General features: G+C 59.9%; 18 protein-coding genes. 8 read left to right on the forward strand and 10 right to left on the reverse strand.

Going from position 1 to position 21,947, the window contains the following annotated elements; translation table 11 throughout:
• The first annotated feature begins 315 nt into the window (after positions 1–315).
• Positions 316–1,182, forward strand: a complete 867-nt coding sequence (locus MRBLMA1_RS08170; protein ID WP_363736020.1) for an OmpA family protein — start codon at positions 316–318, stop codon at positions 1,180–1,182.
• A 139-nt stretch (positions 1,183–1,321) separates the two neighbouring features.
• Here MRBLMA1_RS08170 and MRBLMA1_RS08175 read toward each other — a convergent pair whose 3' ends face one another.
• The 4 genes from MRBLMA1_RS08175 to MRBLMA1_RS08190 form a co-directional block, all read right to left on the reverse strand.
• Positions 1,322–2,191 carry an alpha/beta fold hydrolase gene (locus tag MRBLMA1_RS08175; RefSeq protein ID WP_363736021.1) on the reverse strand — a complete coding sequence of 290 codons (870 nt, stop codon included), beginning with the start codon at positions 2,189–2,191 and terminating at the stop codon, positions 1,322–1,324.
• A 189-nt stretch (positions 2,192–2,380) separates the two neighbouring features.
• On the reverse strand, positions 2,381–3,001 hold the full coding sequence (locus MRBLMA1_RS08180; protein WP_363736022.1) for a 2-hydroxychromene-2-carboxylate isomerase: 621 nt from the start codon (positions 2,999–3,001) through the stop codon (positions 2,381–2,383).
• Positions 2,991–3,695 carry a glutathione S-transferase N-terminal domain-containing protein gene (locus tag MRBLMA1_RS08185; RefSeq protein ID WP_363736023.1) on the reverse strand — a complete coding sequence of 235 codons (705 nt, stop codon included), beginning with the start codon at positions 3,693–3,695 and terminating at the stop codon, positions 2,991–2,993. Before MRBLMA1_RS08185 ends, MRBLMA1_RS08180 begins: the two co-directional genes overlap by 11 nt.
• Positions 3,692–4,480, reverse strand: a complete 789-nt coding sequence (locus MRBLMA1_RS08190) for an NUDIX hydrolase (protein ID WP_363736024.1) — start codon at positions 4,478–4,480, stop codon at positions 3,692–3,694. The genes MRBLMA1_RS08185 and MRBLMA1_RS08190 overlap by 4 nt, the downstream gene beginning before the upstream one ends.
• A gap of 221 nt (positions 4,481–4,701) precedes the next feature.
• Between MRBLMA1_RS08190 and MRBLMA1_RS08195 the strand changes: the two genes are divergently transcribed.
• The 3 genes from MRBLMA1_RS08195 (at position 4,702) to MRBLMA1_RS08205 (ending at position 8,255) form a co-directional block, all read left to right on the forward strand.
• Positions 4,702–5,844 carry an acyl-CoA dehydrogenase family protein gene (locus tag MRBLMA1_RS08195; RefSeq protein WP_363736025.1) on the forward strand — a complete coding sequence of 381 codons (1,143 nt, stop codon included), beginning with the start codon at positions 4,702–4,704 and terminating at the stop codon, positions 5,842–5,844.
• A gap of 51 nt (positions 5,845–5,895) precedes the next feature.
• Positions 5,896–6,921 (forward strand): amidohydrolase family protein, encoded by a 1,026-nt coding sequence (locus tag MRBLMA1_RS08200; RefSeq protein ID WP_363736026.1) that lies wholly within the window; start codon positions 5,896–5,898, stop codon positions 6,919–6,921.
• A gap of 146 nt (positions 6,922–7,067) precedes the next feature.
• Positions 7,068–8,255 carry a CaiB/BaiF CoA transferase family protein gene (locus tag MRBLMA1_RS08205; RefSeq protein ID WP_363736027.1) on the forward strand — a complete coding sequence of 396 codons (1,188 nt, stop codon included), beginning with the start codon at positions 7,068–7,070 and terminating at the stop codon, positions 8,253–8,255.
• A gap of 66 nt (positions 8,256–8,321) precedes the next feature.
• On the opposite strand, the gene MRBLMA1_RS08210 is transcribed toward MRBLMA1_RS08205, so the two are convergent.
• From MRBLMA1_RS08210 to MRBLMA1_RS08220, 3 genes are read right to left on the reverse strand one after another with little or no spacing between them, the layout of a single operon-like run.
• A complete protein-coding gene (locus tag MRBLMA1_RS08210) occupies positions 8,322–8,840 on the reverse strand; it encodes a nuclear transport factor 2 family protein (RefSeq protein ID WP_363736028.1) in 519 nt (172 codons plus the stop codon).
• 28 nt (positions 8,841–8,868) lie between these two features.
• Positions 8,869–10,257 (reverse strand): FAD-dependent oxidoreductase, encoded by a 1,389-nt coding sequence (locus tag MRBLMA1_RS08215; RefSeq protein WP_363736029.1) that lies wholly within the window; start codon positions 10,255–10,257, stop codon positions 8,869–8,871.
• 15 nt (positions 10,258–10,272) lie between these two features.
• Complete coding sequence (locus MRBLMA1_RS08220; RefSeq protein WP_363736030.1) at positions 10,273–11,907, reverse strand: FAD-dependent monooxygenase; 1,635 nt, start codon at positions 11,905–11,907, stop codon at positions 10,273–10,275.
• Between the two features lie 176 nt (positions 11,908–12,083).
• Between MRBLMA1_RS08220 and MRBLMA1_RS08225 the strand changes: the two genes are divergently transcribed.
• Positions 12,084–13,100 carry a LysR substrate-binding domain-containing protein gene (locus MRBLMA1_RS08225; RefSeq protein ID WP_363736031.1) on the forward strand — a complete coding sequence of 339 codons (1,017 nt, stop codon included), beginning with the start codon at positions 12,084–12,086 and terminating at the stop codon, positions 13,098–13,100.
• 77 nt (positions 13,101–13,177) lie between these two features.
• Here the strand turns inward: MRBLMA1_RS08225 and MRBLMA1_RS08230 are convergent, their stop codons facing one another.
• Positions 13,178–14,830, reverse strand: coding sequence for a class I adenylate-forming enzyme family protein (locus MRBLMA1_RS08230; protein ID WP_363736032.1), 1,653 nt, complete (start codon positions 14,828–14,830; stop codon positions 13,178–13,180).
• A gap of 354 nt (positions 14,831–15,184) precedes the next feature.
• Between MRBLMA1_RS08230 and MRBLMA1_RS08235 the strand changes: the two genes are divergently transcribed.
• Positions 15,185–15,994 carry an enoyl-CoA hydratase/isomerase family protein gene (locus MRBLMA1_RS08235; RefSeq protein ID WP_363736033.1) on the forward strand — a complete coding sequence of 270 codons (810 nt, stop codon included), beginning with the start codon at positions 15,185–15,187 and terminating at the stop codon, positions 15,992–15,994.
• 126 nt (positions 15,995–16,120) lie between these two features.
• On the opposite strand, the gene MRBLMA1_RS08240 is transcribed toward MRBLMA1_RS08235, so the two are convergent.
• The gene (locus tag MRBLMA1_RS08240) at positions 16,121–18,169 is read right to left on the reverse strand and encodes an NADPH-dependent 2,4-dienoyl-CoA reductase (protein ID WP_363736034.1); all 2,049 of its coding nucleotides are present in this window, start codon (positions 18,167–18,169) and stop codon (positions 16,121–16,123) included.
• Between the two features lie 206 nt (positions 18,170–18,375).
• Between MRBLMA1_RS08240 and MRBLMA1_RS08245 the strand changes: the two genes are divergently transcribed.
• Positions 18,376–19,518, forward strand: coding sequence for an acyl-CoA dehydrogenase family protein (locus tag MRBLMA1_RS08245; protein WP_363736035.1), 1,143 nt, complete (start codon positions 18,376–18,378; stop codon positions 19,516–19,518).
• Positions 19,519–19,536: 18 nt separating this feature from the next.
• Here the strand turns inward: MRBLMA1_RS08245 and MRBLMA1_RS08250 are convergent, their stop codons facing one another.
• Complete coding sequence (locus MRBLMA1_RS08250; RefSeq protein ID WP_363736036.1) at positions 19,537–20,571, reverse strand: zinc-dependent alcohol dehydrogenase; 1,035 nt, start codon at positions 20,569–20,571, stop codon at positions 19,537–19,539.
• A 240-nt stretch (positions 20,572–20,811) separates the two neighbouring features.
• On the opposite strand from MRBLMA1_RS08250, the gene MRBLMA1_RS08255 reads away from it, so the two are divergent.
• The gene (locus tag MRBLMA1_RS08255) at positions 20,812–21,939 is read left to right on the forward strand and encodes an acyl-CoA dehydrogenase family protein (RefSeq protein ID WP_363736037.1); all 1,128 of its coding nucleotides are present in this window, start codon (positions 20,812–20,814) and stop codon (positions 21,937–21,939) included.
• Positions 21,940–21,947: the final 8 nt, after the last annotated feature.

Here is a 21,947-nt window from a genome sequence, read left to right on the forward strand (position 1 = left end):
TGAATATAGCGGGCATCTATTGGCCCGTAGGGACGAATATGACGGGCAGATCGCCCAAGGCGCTTCCTTCGGTTCGTCGCAAGATGCGCTCCAACTGCCTAAACAACTACTGGACTGCGCCAGACTGTTCATGCAGCAGAAAGGTCAAGGTTAACAGGCAGAGCACCCATGGCGCTCGCTCGTGGCGTCATGAAGGATTTGTGGGAAGACAATGGAGGGGTTTCTGACAGCCGAATACGCCATCATGCGAACGGCAGTCGGACGAAAAGCTGCGGTAACGCAGGCCCGACTGATCGAATTTGGAGGAGCAGCGTGATGAGTGTCATATCCAACAGCCCGAAATATCTGTTCGTTCTTGCCCTGCTGGCCGGCGCTTCGTCGGGCAGCCTGGCAGCACAGACGCAGGATCCGCCGTCAGCCGATGTGTCGGCGACCGCTTATCTCCCGGCCGAGAAGACCGAAGGGCCGGAAATCAAGGGCATTATTTCTGCGCGTAGCGGCGACAAGATGCAGGTGACCGCGGCCGACGGCACCAAGTCGGTCATCGTCATCGACGACGCCACGAAGATCAGCGCCAGCAAGGGCTTTTTTGGCCTCAACCGCAGTAGGCTGGCCGCAACCTCCCTGCTGAACGGCCTGCCGGTCACGGTCAAGACATTGCAATCAGGCGGCGGCCTGGTGGCGAGCCAGATCAATCTGCAGAACAAGGATCTGAAGACAGCGTCGATGATCCAGAACGGCACCGCCCAGGGTTTTGAGGAACAGACGGCTGCCACTGCGGCACTGCGCGGCCGGATGGGCGAGATCGACCAGTATAATGTGAAAAGCACGACGAACGTCAATTTCGACACGGGCAAGGCCGTGCTGTCGGCACAGGCCAAGAACGACCTTTGCGCGACTGCGGCAACGGCCGAGGGGATGAGCAATGCTCTCCTGCTGGTAGTCGGCTATACCGATTCGACCGGAGGCGATGAATTCAACCAGGTGCTGAGCGAGAAGCGCGCCGGCCGTGTGGTGAATTATCTGCAGCAGGCCTGCGGCTGGAAACCTTATCGCATGTTGACGCCCACCGGCATGGCCGAGGCTGATCCCCTGGCGAGCAATGACACCCTGGAAGGCAAGGCGCAGAATCGCCGTGTGGCGGTGAACATTCTGGTCAGCAAGGGGCTCGACGGCCTTTAAGATGCGTGGGGTGGACGGCAGTCTACCCCACCATGCTTTTCCAGCATCTGTTCGGCACTGGGCTGAACAGATGCTGGAACTGCCGACACAAGTTCGGCACTATCCGTGCGAGGGCCGTCGACCAGCGCACTATTCAGGATCAATGACCCTTCGCAGCGAGCGGGTGATGTTTAGCCAGGAAGGCAAAAACGCCCTCGTTGAACGCGTCGTTGCGATCGCCCGCGACCATGTGTCCGGCTCCGGGCACATTGAAAACCTCCGTCTGCGGAACCCGCTGCAACATGTCGGAGACGCTTTCGTCATCGACGATATCGCTGTTCCCGCCCCTCACCAAAAGAGTGGGCACCGTCACCGCGCTGCTCACCTCTTCCAGCTGGCGCAATCTTGAGGGCGGCTCCGATGTCGGCCGCTGCGCCATGAGACGCGGATCCCAATGCCAGTGAAGACGTCCATCGTCTCGCAGACGCAAATTCTTCATCAAACCTGACAGATTGCGGGGCCGGGGGCGATCGGGATTATAGGCGGCAATTGCGGCCGCAGCCTCCTCCAGCGTGGCAAAGCCATTTGGATGGCTTGTCATGAAACGATGTATTTTATCAACGCCCGCCGCCGCCGGGCGCAGAGCGATGTCCACCATCACCAGTGCGCTGACCGATGGGGCGGCGCCACTGCCGATTGCGAAAAAGCTCGTTATACCGCCCATGGAAGCACCGACAAGCGCGACGGGTCCACTGAGGGTTGAAAGGATCACGCGCAAATCCGACGCCAAGGCGGGAAGGGAATAATCGCCAGTCGGCGACCAGTCGCTATCGCCATGGCCGCGGGCGTCATAATTGATCACCAGATACCCTTGCTCGATCAGCTTCGTCATTGCGCCGGACCAGGAATGGCGGGTTTGCCCGCCACCATGCAGCAGAACCACGGCGGGCGCTTCGAGCGACCCACCAACATCGCCAACAAGTGTCAGCCCATCCGAATTGCGATAGTGCCTCAGCGACAAATCAATCATCCGGGCGGTCTAGCAACGGCATGGGACCAGGTAAACCGCTGGCCGCAGATCGGACGGTCTTTCGCGTGACCTGCTATACGGTCGAACCACTGCGCGAAGGACTCGATCCGATCGAGATCGAGGATGTATCAGCCGTCCAGAAGGTCGACAGAGGGTCGCAAAATGCAGGACGACGGCGGCGTACGCCCCTCAGCCAACGACGCGCGCCCGGCTCAGCCGGGCATTCACAAGCGGTAGCGAATCCACGCCGAAATACATGTCGGTGTCATCGAGGAAGAATGTAGGCACGCCAAAAGCGCCGCGCGCAATGGCCTCGTCGACTTCAGCGCGCAGGGCGTCCTTGACCTCCTGCATGGCTATGCGGTCCAGCAGCCATGGTCCATCTACCCCGACCTGATCGCATATATGGAGCAGGACCGCATCTTCGCCAAGCGGCTGCTCGTCGCGAAAGATCGCCTGGAAGCAGGCGCGCGCGAAAGGAACAAGCTTGCCCACCGGCCGAAGGACGAGGCATGCGCGCATCGCCCGGACGCTGTTCACAGGGTGCCCGGCCGGCGGAAAGGCGATCTTCACGTCGGTCACGTCCGCCCAATCCTGCATGACTTTCAGGTGATAATCGACCTTGCGCCTCGGCATTTTGTCCTTTGACTTGAAATATTCGATGCCAGGGTTCACCGCATTGAAGATGCCGCCAGCCAGCACAGGGCGCCAATCCACGCTGACGCCAAAGCTTTCTGCCAACGGAATGACACGCTCGAAGGCGAGATAGCTCCACGGGCTGGAACAATCAAAAAACATTTCAAGCTTCATTTTTCTGCTCCTCAAGACCTTGGGGTCGCTGGAAGGCGCGGGAGCGCATGACATCGATGCCGCCGCCCGCGGCAATGCCGCGCTGTACGGCCGGCCGCGCGCGCAAGAGCGCGAACCAGGCCTGGAGCGCTGGATAGTCGTTCAGGCTCAAGCCCTGCGCCTTGTGCGTCATGATCCAGGGAAAGCATGCCATGTCCGCAATGGAGTAGTTGTCGCCAGCCACAAAGGCCCCGGTTCGCGCGAGTTGGGCATCCAGCACGGCATATAGCCGCCGGACTTCGCTGCCAAATCGGGTGATGGCGTAGGGCAGCTTTTCCGGTGCATAGAATAGGAAATGCCCGTTCTGTCCCGCTGCCGGACCCAGGCCGGCGGCCTGCCAGACAAGCCATTGGATCACGGCGTAGCGATCATACGGCGCGGGATCGAGAAACCTTCCCGTCTTTTCCGCCAGATAGAGCAGGATCGCTGCACTCTCGAAGATGGCCTGTGGCTGCCCATTCATCCCATGGCGGTCGACCAGCGCAGGGATCTTGCCATTCGGGCTGGCGGCAAGGAATCCCTCCGGCAATGTCCCGGCCGATGTCACGGGGCAGATTCGATAAGGCAGTCTCATTTCCTCCAGGCAGATGGTGATCTTCCATCCGTTCGGCGTAGGCGCGTAATAAAGCGCGAGATCGGAGCCGGTTTCGGTCAAGGCACTTGCAGTGTGGACAGCAGGCGACGAGTGAGGGGATAGCCGCTGTCATCCGGTATGGAGATCCAACTCTTCCCGCTGTCATCATCATGCAATTGCGGCGAAATCGGCCGACATTCGATTGTCGCCAGATGTGCATCGGCCGCCGTGAAGTTGGGATGCTCCGCCAGGCGTTCCAGATTGCACAAAGTCGGGAAAATGACTTTTGCAAGGCCTGCTTCCGCTTCGGCGATCGCATCAGTTGCGGTGATCCAGAGCGCCCGGCCCACCTCGTCCGGGTCGACCCGAACAGTGCGATCACCGTCGTGGCGCGCGATATAGAAGCGCGTGTCGAAACGACGATGCGACAGGCGAGGATGCCACTGCGCCCAAGGGCGCAGCGCCAACATATCGAGGCTGATCCCGGCTGTCGCGAGCAGGTTGCTGAACAATGCCCCCTCTTTCAGCGCGCGTTGCATGGCCGGCACATCGACCGCGCCTCGCTGCGCGAACCCCACGGCCAGGCCGGTTTCTTCCAGCGTCTCGCGAATGGCGGCCACGCGATGAGAGCGTTCGACCCGGTCCTCAACCTGAACATCGACGAACCTGACATCGGCCGCGATCAAGCCATCGTCCTCGTCCACCTGCCCGCCCGGAAATACCAGCGCGTTGGGTGCGAACCGAAGTTTAGCGCTGCGCTGGATCATGAGATGTTCCGCAGGTCGGTCCGGGCGGTCGGAGAACAAGATCAATGTTGCCGCGGCGGTACCGCAATTCGCCTCTACGGCTTTTTCGCTCTCGCTCATCCTGTGCTCCCCGCGCTGTTCGACCATTTCGTATCATAAATAGTGCAATTGACCTATATATGGCGATAAAATTGCCATATCCCCAACAAAATATGACAATTCTGCATTTCCGTTGGTTGCATAGAATATAAAACGATGCTTTATCTTCATTGAACCAATGAGGATGATGCGGCGCCCGGTGCGGGCTTCAGTATCCGCCCGGTTGCATAGGAGAGACTGAGATGCTCGACGTCAGCGGGCGCGTGGGATTTGAGGATAGTCACGCGCAATTCCGAGATTCCGTGCGTAGATTTCTCGCCAGGGAAGCCGAGCCCTACCTCGATCAGTGGGAGGCTGAGGGCATCACCAGCAGAGCCTTTTGGAGGGCAGCAGGCGAGGCGGGATTGCTCTGTTCGAGCATGCCGGAGGCCTATGGCGGCGTTGGCCTCGATATCTCCTATGATCTCGTATTTCTCGAAGAGCTTTTTTATATCAACGCGCCTGTGGGTGTCAGTCTCCAATCCCTGATTACCGCACCCTATCTTTTGAACTATGGTTCGGAAGAACTCAAAGCCCGTTATTTGCCGGGCATGATCAGCGGCGAAATCGTCACGGCTTTGGGAATGACGGAGCCAGGCGGTGGCTCAGACGTCAAGAATTTGCGCACTACCGCACGTCGTGATGGTGATCATTATGTCATCAACGGCAGCAAGCTGTACATTTCCAACGGCCTTCTGTCTGATCTCGTATTTCTGGCGGTGCGGACGGGAGAAGAGGGCGCCAAGGGCGTTTCGCTGATCCTGGTGGAGGCCAATACACCCGGCTTTGAGCGGGGACGCAATCTGGACAAGATCGGCCTACATGGCGCCGATACGTCGGAATTGTTCTTCAACGACATGCGGGTACCTGTTTCCAACCTTCTGGGCGAGGAAGGGCAGGGCTTCCGCTACATGATGTCGGAGTTGGGGCAGGAAAGACTCGCCATCTCGACCAGCGCGCAAGCCCAGGCGCAGCGGGCCTTCGACGAAGCCGTCCGCTTCGTCAAGGAACGAACGGCGTTCGGTCAGCCGATATTCGAATTCCAGAACACGCGGTTTACCCTGGCCGACATGGCGACGCGGTTGCAGGTGGGATGGGCGCATCTCGACTGGGCGCGAATGCGGCATTTGCAGGGTCTGCTTCGCTCGGAAGAGGCAGCCGCGGCCAAATTGTGGCATTCGGAGAATCTTTGGCACATCGTTGACGCGGCGTTGCAACTTCATGGCGGCGCCGGGTACATGAACGAATATCCGATAGCCCGGCTTTGGCGTGACGCGCGCATTCACCGCATCCATGGCGGAACTTCGGAAATCATGAAGGAAGTGATCAGCCGGAAAATTCGTTAGGCGTTGTAATCTGGGCTACGACCAACCGGGGAAATCGAAAGGAATAATGGGTTGTCCAGCTTCATTGATGTCCATTCGCATGTCTCGCCGCTCTCTTTCCCGGCGGCCCCAAATGACAAGGTCGCATCGCGTTGGCCGTGCATGCAGTGCCAGTCTTCGATTGAAGGCACGTTGATGATTGGCGAGACGCCTTTCAGGAAGCTGGATGCGCGTTCCTGGGACGTGGCACGCCGGATCGAGGACATGGACCGCGATGGCGTGGACGTGCAGGTCCTTTCGCCCATGCCGGAGCTGCTGTCCTATTGGCTCGACGTCGATGACGCGCATATAGTGTGCGACGCAACCAATCACCTGATCGCCAGCATGGTCTCTGCTGCTCCATCGCGTTTTAGAGGGCTGGGGTCGGTTCCCTTGCAGGACCCGCATGTCGCGGCTCGCATGGTTTCACGACTGAAGGCGGAATTCGGCCTGGTGGGAATTGAAATCGGCAGCAATATCAACGGAAAGCTGCTCGGCGGCTCCGAATTTGATCCCTTCTGGGAAGCCGCCGAAGCGGAAGGCATGGCGGTTTTCATTCATGCGCTTCATCCGATTGCGGCAAAGACGCTCCCGGCTGATGTTGGCTTCACAGGATTTGCCCTTTTCCCAGTGGACACCGGCATGACAGCGGCCGCAATCATCATGGCGGGCGTGTTGAGCCGTTTTCCTCGCCTGCGTGTAGCCTTCAGCCATGGAGGAGGCACGCTCGGCGCGATGTTGGGGCGGTTGCAGCTCGGCTGGCTAGGCACCAATGGATTTGAAGGGAAATGCACTATTGGTCCAATCGATCAGGCGCGCCAATTCTTTTACGATACAAATGTCTATGATCCGGACTATCTCACCTATCTGGCAACGCAAATGGCACCTGGGCAGGTGTTCGCCGGGACGGATTATCCCTATATGATCATGCAGACAGACCCCGCTCGCTGGATACGCTCAATCGGCTTACCCGCCGACGTAGAGCACAGCATCTGTTCGGGGGCAGCCGCCCGATTCCTCGCCGAAACCCCTTTGATGGCGATGACAACTGCGCGCTGACGCCCCGGTCCGAACGGCCCATGATATTATGGGGACGTCTCGATCTTGATGGTGGGTCTTGGTTGCAGATGCAATTCAGCATAGATAAAACATCTGTATAAACTGATGCAGCAGTGCCATGCACATGCTGGACGGAGATGGAATTCATGGCGAATGAAGCGAGCAGAGGTCCGCTGGCCGGCATCAAGGTGCTGGAGATCACCCAAATGGTGGCTGGCCCGCTGGCCGGGACGATGCTGGCGGACCTTGGGGCATCGGTGGTCAAGGTTGAGGGGCTGAAGGGAGATCCCTTCCGGAACGTCAAGCCGCAGCATAAGGGCATGTGCTCACATTTCTTTGCGGTCAATCGGCATAAGCGCAGCATAGCGCTGGACCTGAAGAGCGAAGAAGGGCGCGCCGTCGCGCAATCTCTCGCGGCGGAATGCGACGTCATGCTGGTGAACGCGCGGCCGGCGGCACTGCAGCGGTTGGCGCTCAATTATGAACAACTCAAGCTCAGGAATCCTGGCCTCATCTATGTGATGATAACCGGCTTCGGACCCGATGGGCCTTATGCCGACAGGCCGGCTTTCGACCAGGTGATTCAGCCCCTCACCGGAGCCATGGCGCTGCAGGGACCTGAGGGCCCGCCGATGCCGCTGCGGTCCATGTTCGTGGACAAATACGCAGCCAGCACCGCAGTCAGCGCGGTCAACGCGGCGCTCTTCCATAGGGAGCGTAACGGCGGCGAGGGGCAGTTGATCTCTGTTCCGCTGATGAAATCCTTCGCCTTCTTCTCGCTGGTCGACAATCTGCACAACCTTTGTTTTATCGAAGGGGACGAACGCACGCCGGTTATCAATATCACCCGCCCGTTTCGAACAGCCGACGGAATGTTCATGGGACATATTCAGACGGACGAACAATTCGCGGCGATCAGCAGGGTTCTGGATGCAGAACATCTTCTGGAGGATGATCGATTTTCCAACCCGATCAGACGTGTCCAGAATTACGAAGCCTTGTGGCACGAACTGGAAAAGGGTGCGCTGAAATTCACATCGATGGAACTGGAGGAGATCGCTGTGCGCGAAGGCCTTCCGGTAGGCAAGGTCAATACGGTCGAGGAGTTTCTTGCCGATCCGCAGGCGCGTCACCTGAAATGTGTCAGGGAGTATGACACAGAAGACTATGGGCCTGTGCGTGTAGCCGCTCACCCTGTCGACTATTCCCATTCGCCGGCTACGGTGGGCGGTGTAGCGCCCAGGATCGGGCAGCATAGCGATCAAATCTTGCGCGAAATCGGGATCCACGAAGAGCAGATCAATGCAATGCGGGCATCCGGCGTCATCTGCTGACCGTCGGGGAATATATCGAAATACCCGAAGAATGTGAGGGCAGGGCCAACACGCCAGAGCCAAGCGCTATAATCTGTCGAGCTTCAATTGTCCGGCGATCGGTCGTCCGAAGGCGAAGGCGGAGATGATCGGATTATAATATTCGCGATAATGCCGGACCCTGCCATCATCCAGATCGATGCGCAGGACATAGCGATTGCGATATTCGGCGCCCGTCGTCATCGTGACATGCCCTTGTCCTTCGAAGAAGATGCGGGATCCATCCGGACTGACGAAAAGCTCCATCTCCGTGAAGGGGTGCAACTGCTTTTCGAACTGGAAAGCGACACGCCAGAAGTCGAGGCATTCCGGAATTCCCTGATAGACGCGAAAAAAGCCGGATTCAGTTCGTCCGCTTTCGCTGAACGGCAGGTCGATGACGATATCCTCGTGCATCAGCGCCTCAAGGCCTGCAAGATCCTTGGTTTCAAGCGCGAGCTGCCAGGCCCGCAACACCGACAAGGAGCGCACCCGTTCTTCAGCGTCGTCCGGCGGACTGTCATAGCCTTCAATCAAGGCGTCGAGATGTGTCGATCGGTCCCGCATGCCACTCATCATGCCTCCGGAAATTGATTCAGGCGCCCGGCTGACCCGCCGCGGCGCGTCCCGCCAGCATTCCGAACGTCGACGATGAGGAAAGCGACGTGCCACTGAGATAGCCGGCTCCATGGAAGCCACCAACGACTTCGCCCGCCGCGTACAATCCCTGGATCGGCTCGCCCATCCAATCGGTGACCGCCATGTCCCCATTTGTGGTGATCCCACCATAAGTGGAGGTCAGCGCATTGGCGGTGGCGGCAATGCAATAGGGCGGCGCATCGACCGTCATGAGGTTGCTGGTCCGTCCGAAATCCGGATCGCTACCATCGCGGACATTGGCGTTGTAGCGTTTTACCGTCGCTTCCAGAGCATCCGGATCGATCGCCATCGCCCGCGCCAGATCGGCGATCGTATCGGCCGTCCGGATATAGCCGGCAGCGATGCCTTCGGGATAATTGTTGACCGAGCTGTCGTCGAACGCAGTTTCAAGCAGCTTGCTGTCGAACACCTGGAAGGCGATGCCCCCCGTTTGCGCCATGCCCGCGCCGCCCAGCGCCTTGTAAGGCTGCCCTTCGTTGACAAAGCGCTGACCCTCGGCATTGACCATGATGCCACCCGACAGGAAGCTGAAGAGCAATGGTGGAACCTCATCCGCACCCTGCACGCCATGGGGATAGTTGCGAATGGCGCCACCAAAGGAGCCGGAGACGTAGCCCAGATCCGCAAGCCCCGCCCCGAGATCGCATGCCAGCATGAGACCATCGCCGGTGTTCGCGACTCCTCCATGCTTGACGGCACTCAGCAGTTCCGGCGCGAACACACCGATCAGTTCGCGCGAACGCGAAAATCCGCCGGTGGCAAGGACGATGCCGCGTTTCGCCTCGATCGACATGACTTCGTCGCCATAAGCGACCATGATTTCGCGTACGCGACCGGTTTCCCCGTCGCGCATCAGCTTCATACCCGCGCATTTCGATGCGTAGACGATGTTGGGATGGGCAAGGGCCGCCATGTGCATGTTGGTGACCACCCGACCCGTACCGGTTTCGTGGAGGCATCGGTCCATCGAATTGAGTTTGAACTTTGCGCCATGATCCTTGAGGAAGCGATAGGCTTCCAATTGATGCTTGACGAATGCGTCGACCAGCACCGGGCTGTTCCGGTTCTTTCCGGACGAAAAAAGACGCTGGCGCAGCACTTCTGGACCGTCATCGAAGCCTGCTTCCTGCATCAGGTCAGTGCCCGCAAAGATGAAGCCCCCCCCGGCCATGGCTGAACTGCCGCCCGCCTGAGACGCTTTTTCGAGGAAAAGGACCTGAGCGCCGAGTTCGGCAGCCTCCAGCGCGGCGCAATGTCCGGCAATGCCGCCGCCAAGCACGACCACATCGGCAGAATGAGGAATTTGACCCGTTTCGCGTATCATGGGTTCTTCTCCCGATCAGGCATCATAGCCGGCGCCGTGTCCCGTCGCGAGGCGGACGATGTCCCATGCCTTTTCGGGATAGCCCCTGCCGCGCCAGGCGATGTGAAGATCGGGGCGCAACAGGAAAACCGAGCCCTTCAACGTATCACGAACATGGGGCTCGTCCAGCCTTACGACATCAAGTGGCGCGCCGATTTCGGCAAAGGCGGACTCCATCTCGGCGCTGTCATATGTGCCGGTCAGATCGAGCAGAGTGTAATCGTCGCCAAGCACATCCTGCAAAGCGCGTCCGTCCTTCAACCACATATGCGGAATACGAATGCCGGGCCGACCGTGGGGAACGATGCGGCTGAATTCCCAATGGGGCATATTGCCGGGTTCATGCGCCACGAGCGTGGAGCCTGCGTAGGAATAGCAGGTTTCGGCACCGACCATGCCGTGCATGCGCCCGTGCTGGCGCACGAAGGTGGCGCCCAGCCGCTCGCGCGCGGCTTCGCCCACGGGACCGAATTCATATACCTCCCGCGTGATGGTGGCGGGCCAGTAGGCCGCACCGTCGGCGGCCCAGCCCGACGCCTCGATGTTTCGCTGCGCGACCGGGCGTCTTTCTAACTCGTAGGAGTTGAGCAGTTCCGGTCCGCCCCATCCATGGATCGTTCCGGCGAGTTTCCACGAAAGATCGATCGCATCGCCGATGCCGGTATTCATGCCAAGGCCGCCCGTAGGGATCACAAGATGGACAGAATCGCCGGCCAGCAGCACACGGCCTTCGCGGTAGCGCTCCGCGAGGCGGAGATGCGGCCGCCAGGTCAGCACATGTTCGATGTCGATTTCGCAGTCGAAACCGATATGCTCGCGCAGGACCTTCCTGAAGTCCGTGTCTTCGGGCAGCGGCGTGTGAAAGGTGAATTCCTGGCGAGACCCTTGGGCCACCAGCGATCCGCCGGAGAGGAAGCTGTAGTGGCGGCCCTTCGGCACAGCCATCCGATCGTAAAGATCCTTCGATTTGAAGATGACCTGGCGCATATCGACGGGCGCGGAAACACCCGTAAGCCTGATGCCCAACTGCTTGCGCACCGTGCTGCGTCCGCCGTCGCAGCCCACCAGGTAACGGGCGCGGAATGTCTCCACCTCTCCGCTGCCGTCGGTGCGTTGCGCCTTAACCGTGACGCCCGTTTCGTCCTGCTCGATGCTCGACAATTCCAGACCGTAGCGAACGGTCGTGTTTGGCGTCTCGCTTTCTGCGACTTCCCGCAACAGCGGTTCGATCGCATTCTGGGAGACAAGTTGATAGGGCTCGAGCGGGATCGTGCCGTCGTTCGTGGCGGCCACCAGAGCGCGCTTTTCATCGACGCAAGGGAAGGCGATCTGAGCCAGGGGCGGCTCGTTCATCGTCCGGACCAGCAACACATCCATCGGATTATCGCCCGGATAGCCCAGCGCGCGAATCCGATCGACTATGCCCATCCGGCGGTAGATTTCCATGGTACGGGCGTTCGACCGGTCCATTTTAGGCCAGGGAGCGGTGCTTGGATCGCGTTCCATGATCATGGTACGGATGCCCCGGCGGCCCAGGTCGATGGTCATCGTCAAACCGACCGGCCCGGCGCCGGCGATGATTACATCGAAATCGAATGCCTCTTCGCTCACCGCGATGTCTCCTCTCCGACGGATTGTTCTTGCCGGATTGATGCCGTTTGCATGTCGGGGGCGGCAGTGACAATTTTATCAAACCGGGTATGCGATCTGAAGACCGCTTCCTTGACCGCCAAGCACGTCAAGGCGTAGGCTTTCTCCATCGATTTAAAACGATATGATAAGGAGTGATGCCATGGGGAGCCAATGTGCGCTATCGTCTCCCGTCCCTTAACGCTCTACGTGCGCTGGAGGCAGCCGGAAGGCGTGGCAGCCTCTCCGCAGCGGCCAAGGAACTTGGCGTCTCTGTGGGTGCTGTCAGCCGGCACATAAGCTTGCTCGAGGGCTTTTTCGGCCGCACCCTCCTGCGCCGTCAGACCTCCGGCGTGGAGCCGACACCCGACTGTGTCGCCTATCTTGCGTCACTTGCGCGCGCGTTCGGCGAGATCGACAGTGCGAGCCACCGCCTCGCGACCGATCGGCAGCGCGACAATAGATTGAGGCTCCGCTTCTACTCGACCTTCACGACCGAATGGTTGGCAGGCCGGCTTTCGGATTTCAGGGCGCTGCACCCCGATATTCACCTCGATCTCAGCCTTTCGATCAAGGACGCCGAGTGGCGGGACGACGATTTCGATATGGCATTGACCGGCAGGCCGCCGCAGGGCGATGATTTCCGCTGCGATAGGCTGTTTGACACGTACCTCGCACTCATATGCTCTCCTGCCTTGCTGAAGGGACGGCAATGGATCGAGCCTCTGGATTTGGAGCGGGAAACCTTTCTCACCTCACCCCGGGAGTCGGAGCTGTGGTTGCCGCTTTTGTCGGCATTGGATGTGCGCCAGTTCCCTATGCAGCATCGTATCGGATTCGATTCCCTCAGCATGACGTACCAGGCTGCCCGGCAGGGCGCGGGCATCGCGCTTGGCAATCTCTTTCTGATTGCAGATGACTTGCGCGCCCGTCGCCTGATGATGCCCGTCAATCAGATTTTTGACGCCCATCTGCCGCACTATATCGTAACCCGACGGGGCCGGCCCGATGGGCCTGCGCTGACGGCGTTCCGGACATGGCTGTTGCAAGTCACGCGCGATGCCGAGGGGCAGCTTGATGCGCTGGTTCAGGGATATGTGCGCCGCGACCTGCCGATTGATCCGAAGACGATGGGTTCCGGCACGCCGCCAGCGTGCCGCGCCGGCCTGGATTAGGACACCGGCCTTCCATCGGCTGAAAGGTTGCGATAACATTGCTGGATGGGACGTTCCTGATATCGCTTGCAGGCTCGTCACCGAACCGAAATTGTCGTTAGCTCACCATTTCTCACCTGGTCGATCAGGACGAACTTCTGGACCTTGCCAGTTGGATTGAGCGGAAAGCTGTCTGTCGGGACCCACAGGGCAGGAACTTTGAACGACGCCAGCCGATCGCGGCAGTGCTGATGCAGTTCCTCGAAATCGAGCTGGTGCCCATCGGCAGCCTGCACGATGGCGACGACGATCTCACCCCATTTATCGTCAGGAACGCCGATCACTGCGGCTTGCGCGACGTTCGAATGTTCGAACAGGACATCTTCCACTTCGCGGGGATAGATATTGATGCCGCCGCGGATAATCATGTCCTTCAACCGGCCGGTGATCGACATGTAGCCGCGCTCGTCGAGCATGCCGAGGTCTCCCGACCGCAACCACCCGTCGGGCGTGAACGCCGCGCGGGTTTCTTCCTCCCGCCCATAATAGCCCAGCATGACCTGTGCGCTCTTGAAGCACATTTCCCCCTTCTCTCCGGGTGGAAGAGTGGCACCCGTCTGCGGATCACGAATTTCGATCTGCATGCCGGGCAAGGCGCGGCCCAGGGTATTTGACAATTCGTGCGCGCCGTCGCCGATTGCGGTGTTGGTGACCGGCCCGCCAGCCTCGGTCTGGCCGAAACAGATCATCATGCGGCAACCGATGCGATCGGTCACCCGTTCCAGCAAGGCGGGCGGCACGGGCGCCGCGCCAGCCACGATAAAATCGATGCTGGAAAGATCATATTTCGCGAAATCCGGCCGATCCAGCATCGTGACCACCATGGTGGGGACTAACAGCATCCCGTTGCAACGCTCGGTTTCGATCAGTTCAAGGGCCAGATCAGGGTCCCATTCACGCATCTGTACGAAGGTGCCATGTTTGGAGATCGTCGCCAGCAATGAAACGACCGCTCCCCCGATATGGTACATGGGCATGACGTTGAGCCAGACACCATATTCGGGCAAGCCGCAACAATTGGCGACATTGCGGGGCGGGTTGATCAGGCCATGATGCAGGATCGCGCCCTTTGGCCGTCCGGTCGTCCCCGATGTAAACTGAATGATCACCGGATCACGCGGATTTACGTGCGGCAGTTCGCGCGCAGCGTCTCCGTTCGTCAGGAATGCATCCCAATCGGAAAAGGAAATGAGGGCAAGTTCAGGGAGCGTATTGTCGCGGACTCCCGCCGCGACATCGGCAATATCGTTCGCCCGCCAGGAATCTGCATGGAACAGCGCAGTCGCCTCGCAATCCTGCAGAATGCCCGCCAATTCCGCTTCGCGATACATCGGATTGGCGGGGACCAGCACCATGCCCGCCAGCGCGGTGCCGAATTCGAGGATCACCCACTCCGGGCAATTGGGCGAGCACACGGCGATGCGGTCGCCTGGCTGGAAACGGGCAAGAAGCGCGCGCGCGGTCTGCTCGGCTTGCTGCAACAACTGGGCGTAGGTCCAGCGCCGCCTCCGCGCGGCGTCGGCAACGCCATCGACCATTGCAATACGGTCTCCTGCTTCCTCAGCAGCTCGCCGGATCAGGCCTCCCAATGTCATGTCGGAAGACTTGGCATCGAAGGAGGAGTCTCCAACGGCATTTGAGTGTTGCAAGCCTGATCCGTTGGGCTGATCGGCAACCTCGTTCGACACCATCACTCTCCCTGGCGGCTTGATCCGAATGACCCGTCGCGACTATTTATCCTGACGTCTATCGGCCTTGTCGATCCACAGTGTCCGGCTGGCTGAATAGCCTTGCCAGCCAGGCTTTTCAAAGAAACCCTGATGATCGATGTTCTGATGACTGCATGCCCGCTGTCAATTCGTATCCTGTAACTACCAGATATATGGCAGTTTCCGCTTCACCTCGTTCGTCGCTGGAAGTGCTGCTATCCAACTACCTGAAATTGAAGTGCGGAATGTCAGGGCTGTCCAATCGCGGGCACGAGAATCCGGCGGCGCGCAGGGCTTGTCTGACCGGCAGAGCACAGGAAGAATGGAGAGACGAATATGACCAGCGCCAAAACGTCGCTTACCATCGTCGAAAGGCGCGGGCCGATCGAGATCCTCACGCTCAACCGCCCGGAAGCCCTGAATGCAATGAGCCCTGAACTGGCGGACGAACTAGCCGCCTATTTTCAGGATCTGCATGCGCGCCGCGACGTGCGCGTGGTGCTGTTGCGCGCGGAAGGACGCGTCTTTTGCGCGGGTGGAGACCTGAATTCCCCGGCCTTTGCCGCGCCCGGTCCAGGACGGGTGCAGCGCCAGTACGACATCCAGATCCGCTATTCGAACGTAATTCGTGCCATGCGGTCCTGTCCGCAACCCATTATCTGCCTGGTCCAGGGTCCGGCGGCAGGTGCCGGATTTTCCCTCACCCTGGCCTGCGACGTGCGATATTGCACCCCCCAGGCGAAGTTTCACGCAGCCTATGTCAGGATAGGCGTCGGCGGCACGGACATGGGATCGGGATATTTCCTTCCGAAGCTCGTCGGCCTCTCTGTCGCGTCCGAATTCCTGCTGTCCGGGCGTTTCATCTTTCCGGACAGGGCGCTGGCGACCGGTCTGGTGAGCGCGGTTGTCGAAGCGGAAGAATTGCTTGACTGCGGGCTGGAGCTTGCGCGGGACATGCTGAAGGCGTCCCCGATGGGGCTGCGCATGACCAAGGAGTCGATCAATGCGCAAGCGCAACTCGGCAGCATTGAAGCCGCTCTCGCGCTTGAAGACAGGCAGCAGATCATGCTGATGGAAACAGCAGATCATCGTGAGGCGATCGCCGCCTTCAAGGAAAAGCGAGACCCAAGCTATACGGATAGCTGACCGTACTCTTTCATCAGAGAGAGGATGAAGGTGCGCGAAGTATTGTCACCCAGGATTACGAGAGGACAGCGGCCCGGTTGATGCGTTCAGCGGCGCAACGACTATGTCCGGCGCCAGAACGATGCCTCAGATGCTCAAGGCCAGTCTGGTGGCCTGGTCGATCGCGCGTACGGCATCGAGTTCGCCTGCGACATCGGCGCCGCCGATGATATGCACCCTTTCGACCGGCATCCGTGCAAGCAGTTCCTCATAAAGGGAACGTTGCGATACCTGGCCGGCACAGACGATGATGGTGTCCGCCGCGATCCGGCGCTCTTCTCCATCGACCGCAACCACCAATCCGGCCGGCTCGACACGGCGATATTCCACCCCGCCGAGCATCTCGACCCCGGCTCTTTGAAGCTTGTCCCTGTGAATCCAACTGGTGGACACCGATTGCGCAATGCCGGCGGGCCGCGCATTCTTGCGCTGCATCAGCGTGATATGCCGGCGAGGACGGGACTCCCCGCGCTGTACGATCCCGCCAGGGGCCCGCAGGCTCATGTCCAGTCCATATTCCTCGGCGAATTCGCTCAGCGTTGGAACATCATCCGGATCGCCGAGCAGGAATTCTGCAACATCAAAGCCGATGCCGCCAGCGCCTATGATGGCGACGTTCGTGCCGACTGGCTTGTGGTTGCGGAGTATATCGACGTAGCTTAGAACGCGCAGGTCGTCGACACCGGGAATGTCGAGTTTGCGCGGGACGACGCCGGTCGCGATGACCACCTCATCATAGCCGCCCTGCACCAGTTCGTCCGCGGAACATGGATGATTCAGGCGGATGGAGACATTCTCTTCGGCCAGACGCTGTTCGAAATAGCGCAGCGCCTCGTTGAACTCGAATTTCTCAGGCACTTCGCGCGCCATGAGAAGTTGGCCGCCCAGCCGCGCGCCCGCTTCGAACAAGGTCACATCATGCCCTCGCGCGGCTGCGTTGAATGCGAAATTCATGCCTGCCGCGCCGCCGCCTGCGACCGCGATCCTTTTGGACAGGGGAGCAGGCGTGACGACCAGATCAATCTCATGCCCTGCCCTGGGATTGACCATGCACGAAACACGCAGGCTCCGCAGCGCGCGGTCGAGGCAGGCCTGATTGCACGCAATACAGGTTGCGATGCTTTCCGGCCGATTGGCCTTGGCCTTGGCCGCGAACAAAGGGTCCGCGAGGAGGGGGCGCGCCAATGAAACGAAATCTGCGACACCTGTAGACAGCAGGTCTTCCGCCACTTGTGGATCGTTGATGCGGTTGGACGCTATGACGGGGATGGATACGACCTCCTTCACCTGCCTTACGGCATAGGACCAGGCCGCACGGGGGACCATTGCCGCAATCGTGGGTATGAAGGATTCATGCCAGCCGATGCCGCTATTCAACATCGATGCCCCAGCCTTCTCGACAAGCATGGCCAGAGCCTGCGTCTCTTCCAGCGTCATCCCATCCGGAACGAGATCGACCGCGGAAATGCGGTAGATGACAAGGAAATCATCAGGCACCTGCCGCCGCACGGCCCGGACGATTTCCTGCGGCAGCCGCACCCGGTTTTCGAAGGAACCGCCAAATGCGTCGATTCGGTCGTTGGTCGCTTTGGCCGTGAACTGATTGATCAGATAGCCTTCCGATCCCATGATCTCGACACCGTGATAGCCCAGTTCATGGGCCAAACGCGCCGCCTGGGCGAAATCGTCGATCGTCTGCCAGACTGCGTCGGTTGGCAAGGCCGTCGGCGCGTATCTGCTGATCCGGGCTTTTAGAGCGGATGCACCAACGCATTCAGGAAGTTTTGCGTAGCGCCCTGCATGAAGCAGTTGCATGCATATCTTCGTCTCCGTGCCGCGCACAGATCCGACGATGGCGCTATGCCATGCTTCATCGCGCCCGCATTCCAGCCAGGGCGCTTCCTCATCCAGTCGGCCAACGGCATTGGGGGACACGCCGCCAGTAATGATCAATCCAACACCGCCTTCGGCGCGCTCGCGATAAAATGCGCCAATTCGCTCATCAGCGCGATCCAGCCGCTCAAGCCCGGTATGCATCGCACCCATGACAAGGCGATTGGACAGTGAAACGCCGCTGCGCCGCCATGCGGCGAACAACCGGGGATAGGCTGGATCTTCTGTCTGCATTTGCGTCATCGGGTTACGCTCCAGATTCGGCTGGTACGCGGACATGCCAGGCAAGACCAGTCGCACGCTCCAATTAACGAGGATGCGAAAAGCAGCCGCAAAGCAGGGCTGAGCGCGCTGCCCGTCTTTTACATCAGCGACGATGGACTATCATCCCGATGCCGTTCGGGATCAGCACGGACACCCAGATTTCACAGCTTTGATGGAGAGGCAGGATGGAGGCCCAGGACATCTACGAAGCGCACCGCGCTTATCTGCGGCGCTTTGCCGAGGCTGAAATCAAGCCATTTTCCGCCATCGTCGATGAAGAGGCACGATTTCCAACAGAGTCTATCGCAGCAATCCGGAAGCTTGATCTGCCTGGGCTGGCCTTTCCCGCCGCGTTTGGCGGCGGCGACGGTGACCTGATGGCCCAGGTGCTCGCGGTCGAGGAAATCGCACGGGTTTGCGCCTGCACCGCTCATCTGATGCTCACCAGTTGGGTGGCGATCATGCCGTTGGTCGTCGCAGGCAGCGCTGAGTTGAAGGAGCATATTGTACCGCAAGTGGCGGCGGGGCGCGCGCAAGCCAGCTTCTGCCTGACGGAACCCGGCGGCGGTTCCGACGTGGCGGGTATCCGGACGGTGGGCGAACCAACCGCCGGAGGCTGGCGGCTGAATGGCGCGAAAAGGTTCATCTCCAACGCCGGAGTTGCCGACTGGTACGCGGTGCTCGCACGGAATGCGACCTGTGGCTTCGGCATCTTCATGGTCCATCGCGACGATCCCGGCATCTCCTTTGGCCGAGCGGAACGAAAAATGGGTATGCGGGGATCGCCGCTTGCCGATGTGCTCTTTGATGATTGCTTCGTGCCGGAGGGCCGCGTGGTGGGTGATCCGACCGCAGGATATGCAACCATGATGGACATATTGACATATAGCCGGCCGCTGATTGCGGCGCATGGGCTGGGCATCGCTCAGGGAGCGTTGGACGAGACGATTGCCTATACCAGCCAGAGGATGCAGTTTGGGCAGCCCTTGTCCCGTTTCCAGATGATCCGCGGCATGGTTGCGGACATGATGGCGGAGGTGGAGGCGGCGCGCAGCCTGCTCTATCGCTGCGTCGCCATTGCCGGAAAGAATGACGAGCGTGCCCGCGCGTTCGCCAGCATGGCGAAGCTGCTATGCACCAACGCGGCGATGTCCATCACGACCAATGCCGTGCAGCTTCACGGCGGTTACGGGTATATCGTGGATTATCCGGTGGAACGAATGATGCGCGACGCCAAGGTCACTCAGATCTGGGAGGGGACCAACCAGATTCAGCAACTTCTGATCGCAAAGCACGCTTTCTCGCCGTTTGAGAGTCAGGATTCCTGACGCCACGGCAGGGGCTGTTCAGGCCGCGACGACGACCCGCACCATTCCGGCCGGACGCTGTTCCAAAACAGCGAACGCCTGTTCCGCGTCTTCCAAAGCGAAGCTGTGGGTGACAAGGCCGGCCAAAGACAATTGGCCGCTCCGCACCAGTTCCGTGACGGCCCGTAAATCGCTCAACGTCGACGAATAGCTGCCAACGATCTCGATTTCCCTGGTCATGAGGCCAGTGTAGCTAGTGGCCAGCGAAACCCTTTCGTCACGCACCGAACCAAGCACCAGCCGCCCACCCTTGCGCAGCATGCGGATCGCCTCGTTCGGCGCTGCTTCCGCACCGCTGAAATCAATGACCGCGTCCATTTCGCCAAAATCCGCCTTGCACGCCCGGCCTGCGCCCTCCAGGCCGTGGATCACGGGAATGCCCAACTCGCTGATCCGCCTGGCTGTTCCCTCGCTGTTGACGACCGCGACCAGATTGACGGCCGGATCAAGAGCGCGGCTTATCTGCAATATGTTGGTGCCCACGCCTCCGGACCCGATCACCGCGAGCTTGCCGCCTTGCGGAAGGTTCGACCGGCGCAGTGCATGGAAGGCGGTGGCGACCGCATCGGGCAACAGAGCCGCCTGCTGGGGGTCCAGGTCGTCCGCAGGCACAAGCCGGTCTGATCGCCAGATCATCTCCTGAGCAAGGCCACCCGCACGATGAACCCCCAGCATTTCGCCGGATGCGCAGTGATTTTCCCGACCAGAGATGCATTCCTGGCATCGCCCGCACGTCAGCAGCGGATGAAGAACGACCCTGGAGCCGGGCTGCGGGCCACATCCAGGATCAGCCTCAATCACTTCGGCCGCAACTTCATGCCCTGGAAATATGGGATAGGCGGCGCCCATCGGCAGCTTCATGCCATGCAACAAATGCAGGTCGGTGCCGCAGATGCCGCATGCCAGCACCTTCAGGCGCGCCCAGCCGGCCGGGCGCGCCTCCTTCGGTGCATTTTCCAGCAACAACTGACCTGGTGAAACAACGAGGCGAAGATTGGCGGGAGCTGCGTCCATCACCGCAACCTATCCCAAAGCGAACGATTGGCCATCACACCTCTCCGTCATCCAGGAAGATAACGAGGTGGCGGTAATAATGCTACAAAGGCTCGGTTTGGCGATGGCCGCGTTGACTCCACGCAGGAACTAAAACTAGCGTTTTCTCGACATAGCCACGCATGTTGTCCGGCCTTCAGAGCTCCGCTCTGGACAAGGCCACTGAAAAATCAAGACATGCGATCACGGAGCAGGATGAGAATGAGCCAGATAATCGCCCTCGGCAAATTCCGGGAATTTTTCCTGACGGAGGTCGAGGAGGCATATGCAGAAGTGGAACGCACCGATTCGCTGCCCGATCATGTCCATCGACGTGCCGCCGAAATCGGCTGCTATCGACTGACGCTTCCCGTCGAATATGGCGGCTATGGCATGAGCGTGACCGAATATCTGCCTTATCTCGAAGCAGCGGCTGAAGGACCGGGGGTGGGGCGCATGCTGGTGCACACAACGAACGGGATATGGCGCCCGATCCATAATTTCGGGAGCGAGGAGCAGCGCGCCATCCTTCCCAAGATGGCTGCGGGCGATGCTGTCGTGGCTTTCGCCCTCACGGAAATGACGGGCGGGACCGGACGGGATCTGAAATCGGTCGCACGGCGCGACGGCGACTTCTGGTATGTCAGCGGCGAAAAGCATCTCATCACCTGGGCGGATCGCGCCGACTGGTTCCTCCTCGTGGCAGCGACGGATGAAGGCGGTCAGAAGGACTCGTTGACTGCGTTTCTTATCCCGCGGGACACCGATGGTTTCGAGATTGACGCTACGCAGCATACAATGGGGCTGCATGGCACGGGGCATGCCTTCCTGCGCTACAAGGATATGGCGGTTGCCGACAAATATCGCCTGGGCGCGGTGGGCCAAGGGCTGGAGGTCGCCCTGTTTTTCCTCGATTACAGCCGTGTGTCGCTTTCGACGACGATGGTCGGCCTGGCGCAGAGGGCGTTGGATGAGGCCGTGGCCTTCGCGAAACGACGCGTGACCTTCGGCAAACCGATCGCCACACGAGCGCAGATCCAAACCCACATCGCGATGATGCATGCGGACATCGAAGCGGCCCGACATCTTGTTCGGTACGCCGCCAGGCTGTGCGAAGATGGCAAGGATTTCACGGCGCAAGCTGCGACGGCGAAGCTCTTCAACCTCAACATGGTGGGCCGGGTGACCGACCTGTCGCTGCGCGTGCATGGCGGTTGGGGCTATACAAAGGCTGCCGCGATCGAACGCATTTATCGTGATGCGCGGGGATTCTGGTTCGAGGAAGGCACTGCCGAGATCCAGCAACTGGTGGTTGCCCGCCATGTGCTAGAGCAAAGTTCGGCCGCTTGATGCCTTCG

This window comes from Sphingobium sp. LMA1-1-1.1, assembly GCF_040676365.1.
Lineage (GTDB): Bacteria > Pseudomonadota > Alphaproteobacteria > Sphingomonadales > Sphingomonadaceae > Sphingobium.

Excerpts from the sequence above, each read along its gene's own strand:
- MRBLMA1_RS08210 (WP_363736028.1), bottom strand. The coding sequence starts at position 8,840 with ATGCGGGACCGATCGACACATCTCGACGCCTTGATTGAAGGCTATGAC.
- MRBLMA1_RS08245 (WP_363736035.1), top strand. The coding sequence starts at position 18,376 with ATGGAGGCCCAGGACATCTACGAAGCGCACCGCGCTTATCTGCGGCGC.
- MRBLMA1_RS08230 (WP_363736032.1), bottom strand. The coding sequence starts at position 14,830 with ATGGTGTCGAACGAGGTTGCCGATCAGCCCAACGGATCAGGCTTGCAA.
- MRBLMA1_RS08190 (WP_363736024.1), bottom strand. The coding sequence starts at position 4,480 with ATGAGCGAGAGCGAAAAAGCCGTAGAGGCGAATTGCGGTACCGCCGCG.
- MRBLMA1_RS08225 (WP_363736031.1), top strand. The coding sequence starts at position 12,084 with ATGCCATGGGGAGCCAATGTGCGCTATCGTCTCCCGTCCCTTAACGCT.
- MRBLMA1_RS08215 (WP_363736029.1), bottom strand. The coding sequence starts at position 10,257 with ATGATACGCGAAACGGGTCAAATTCCTCATTCTGCCGATGTGGTCGTG.
- MRBLMA1_RS08180 (WP_363736022.1), bottom strand. The coding sequence starts at position 3,001 with ATGAAGCTTGAAATGTTTTTTGATTGTTCCAGCCCGTGGAGCTATCTC.
- MRBLMA1_RS08195 (WP_363736025.1), top strand. The coding sequence starts at position 4,702 with ATGCTCGACGTCAGCGGGCGCGTGGGATTTGAGGATAGTCACGCGCAA.
- MRBLMA1_RS08255 (WP_363736037.1), top strand. The coding sequence starts at position 20,812 with ATGAGCCAGATAATCGCCCTCGGCAAATTCCGGGAATTTTTCCTGACG.
- MRBLMA1_RS08175 (WP_363736021.1), bottom strand. The coding sequence starts at position 2,191 with ATGATTGATTTGTCGCTGAGGCACTATCGCAATTCGGATGGGCTGACA.
- MRBLMA1_RS08250 (WP_363736036.1), bottom strand. The coding sequence starts at position 20,571 with ATGGACGCAGCTCCCGCCAATCTTCGCCTCGTTGTTTCACCAGGTCAG.
- MRBLMA1_RS08235 (WP_363736033.1), top strand. The coding sequence starts at position 15,185 with ATGACCAGCGCCAAAACGTCGCTTACCATCGTCGAAAGGCGCGGGCCG.
- MRBLMA1_RS08240 (WP_363736034.1), bottom strand. The coding sequence starts at position 18,169 with ATGACGCAAATGCAGACAGAAGATCCAGCCTATCCCCGGTTGTTCGCC.
- MRBLMA1_RS08205 (WP_363736027.1), top strand. The coding sequence starts at position 7,068 with ATGGCGAATGAAGCGAGCAGAGGTCCGCTGGCCGGCATCAAGGTGCTG.
- MRBLMA1_RS08170 (WP_363736020.1), top strand. The coding sequence starts at position 316 with ATGAGTGTCATATCCAACAGCCCGAAATATCTGTTCGTTCTTGCCCTG.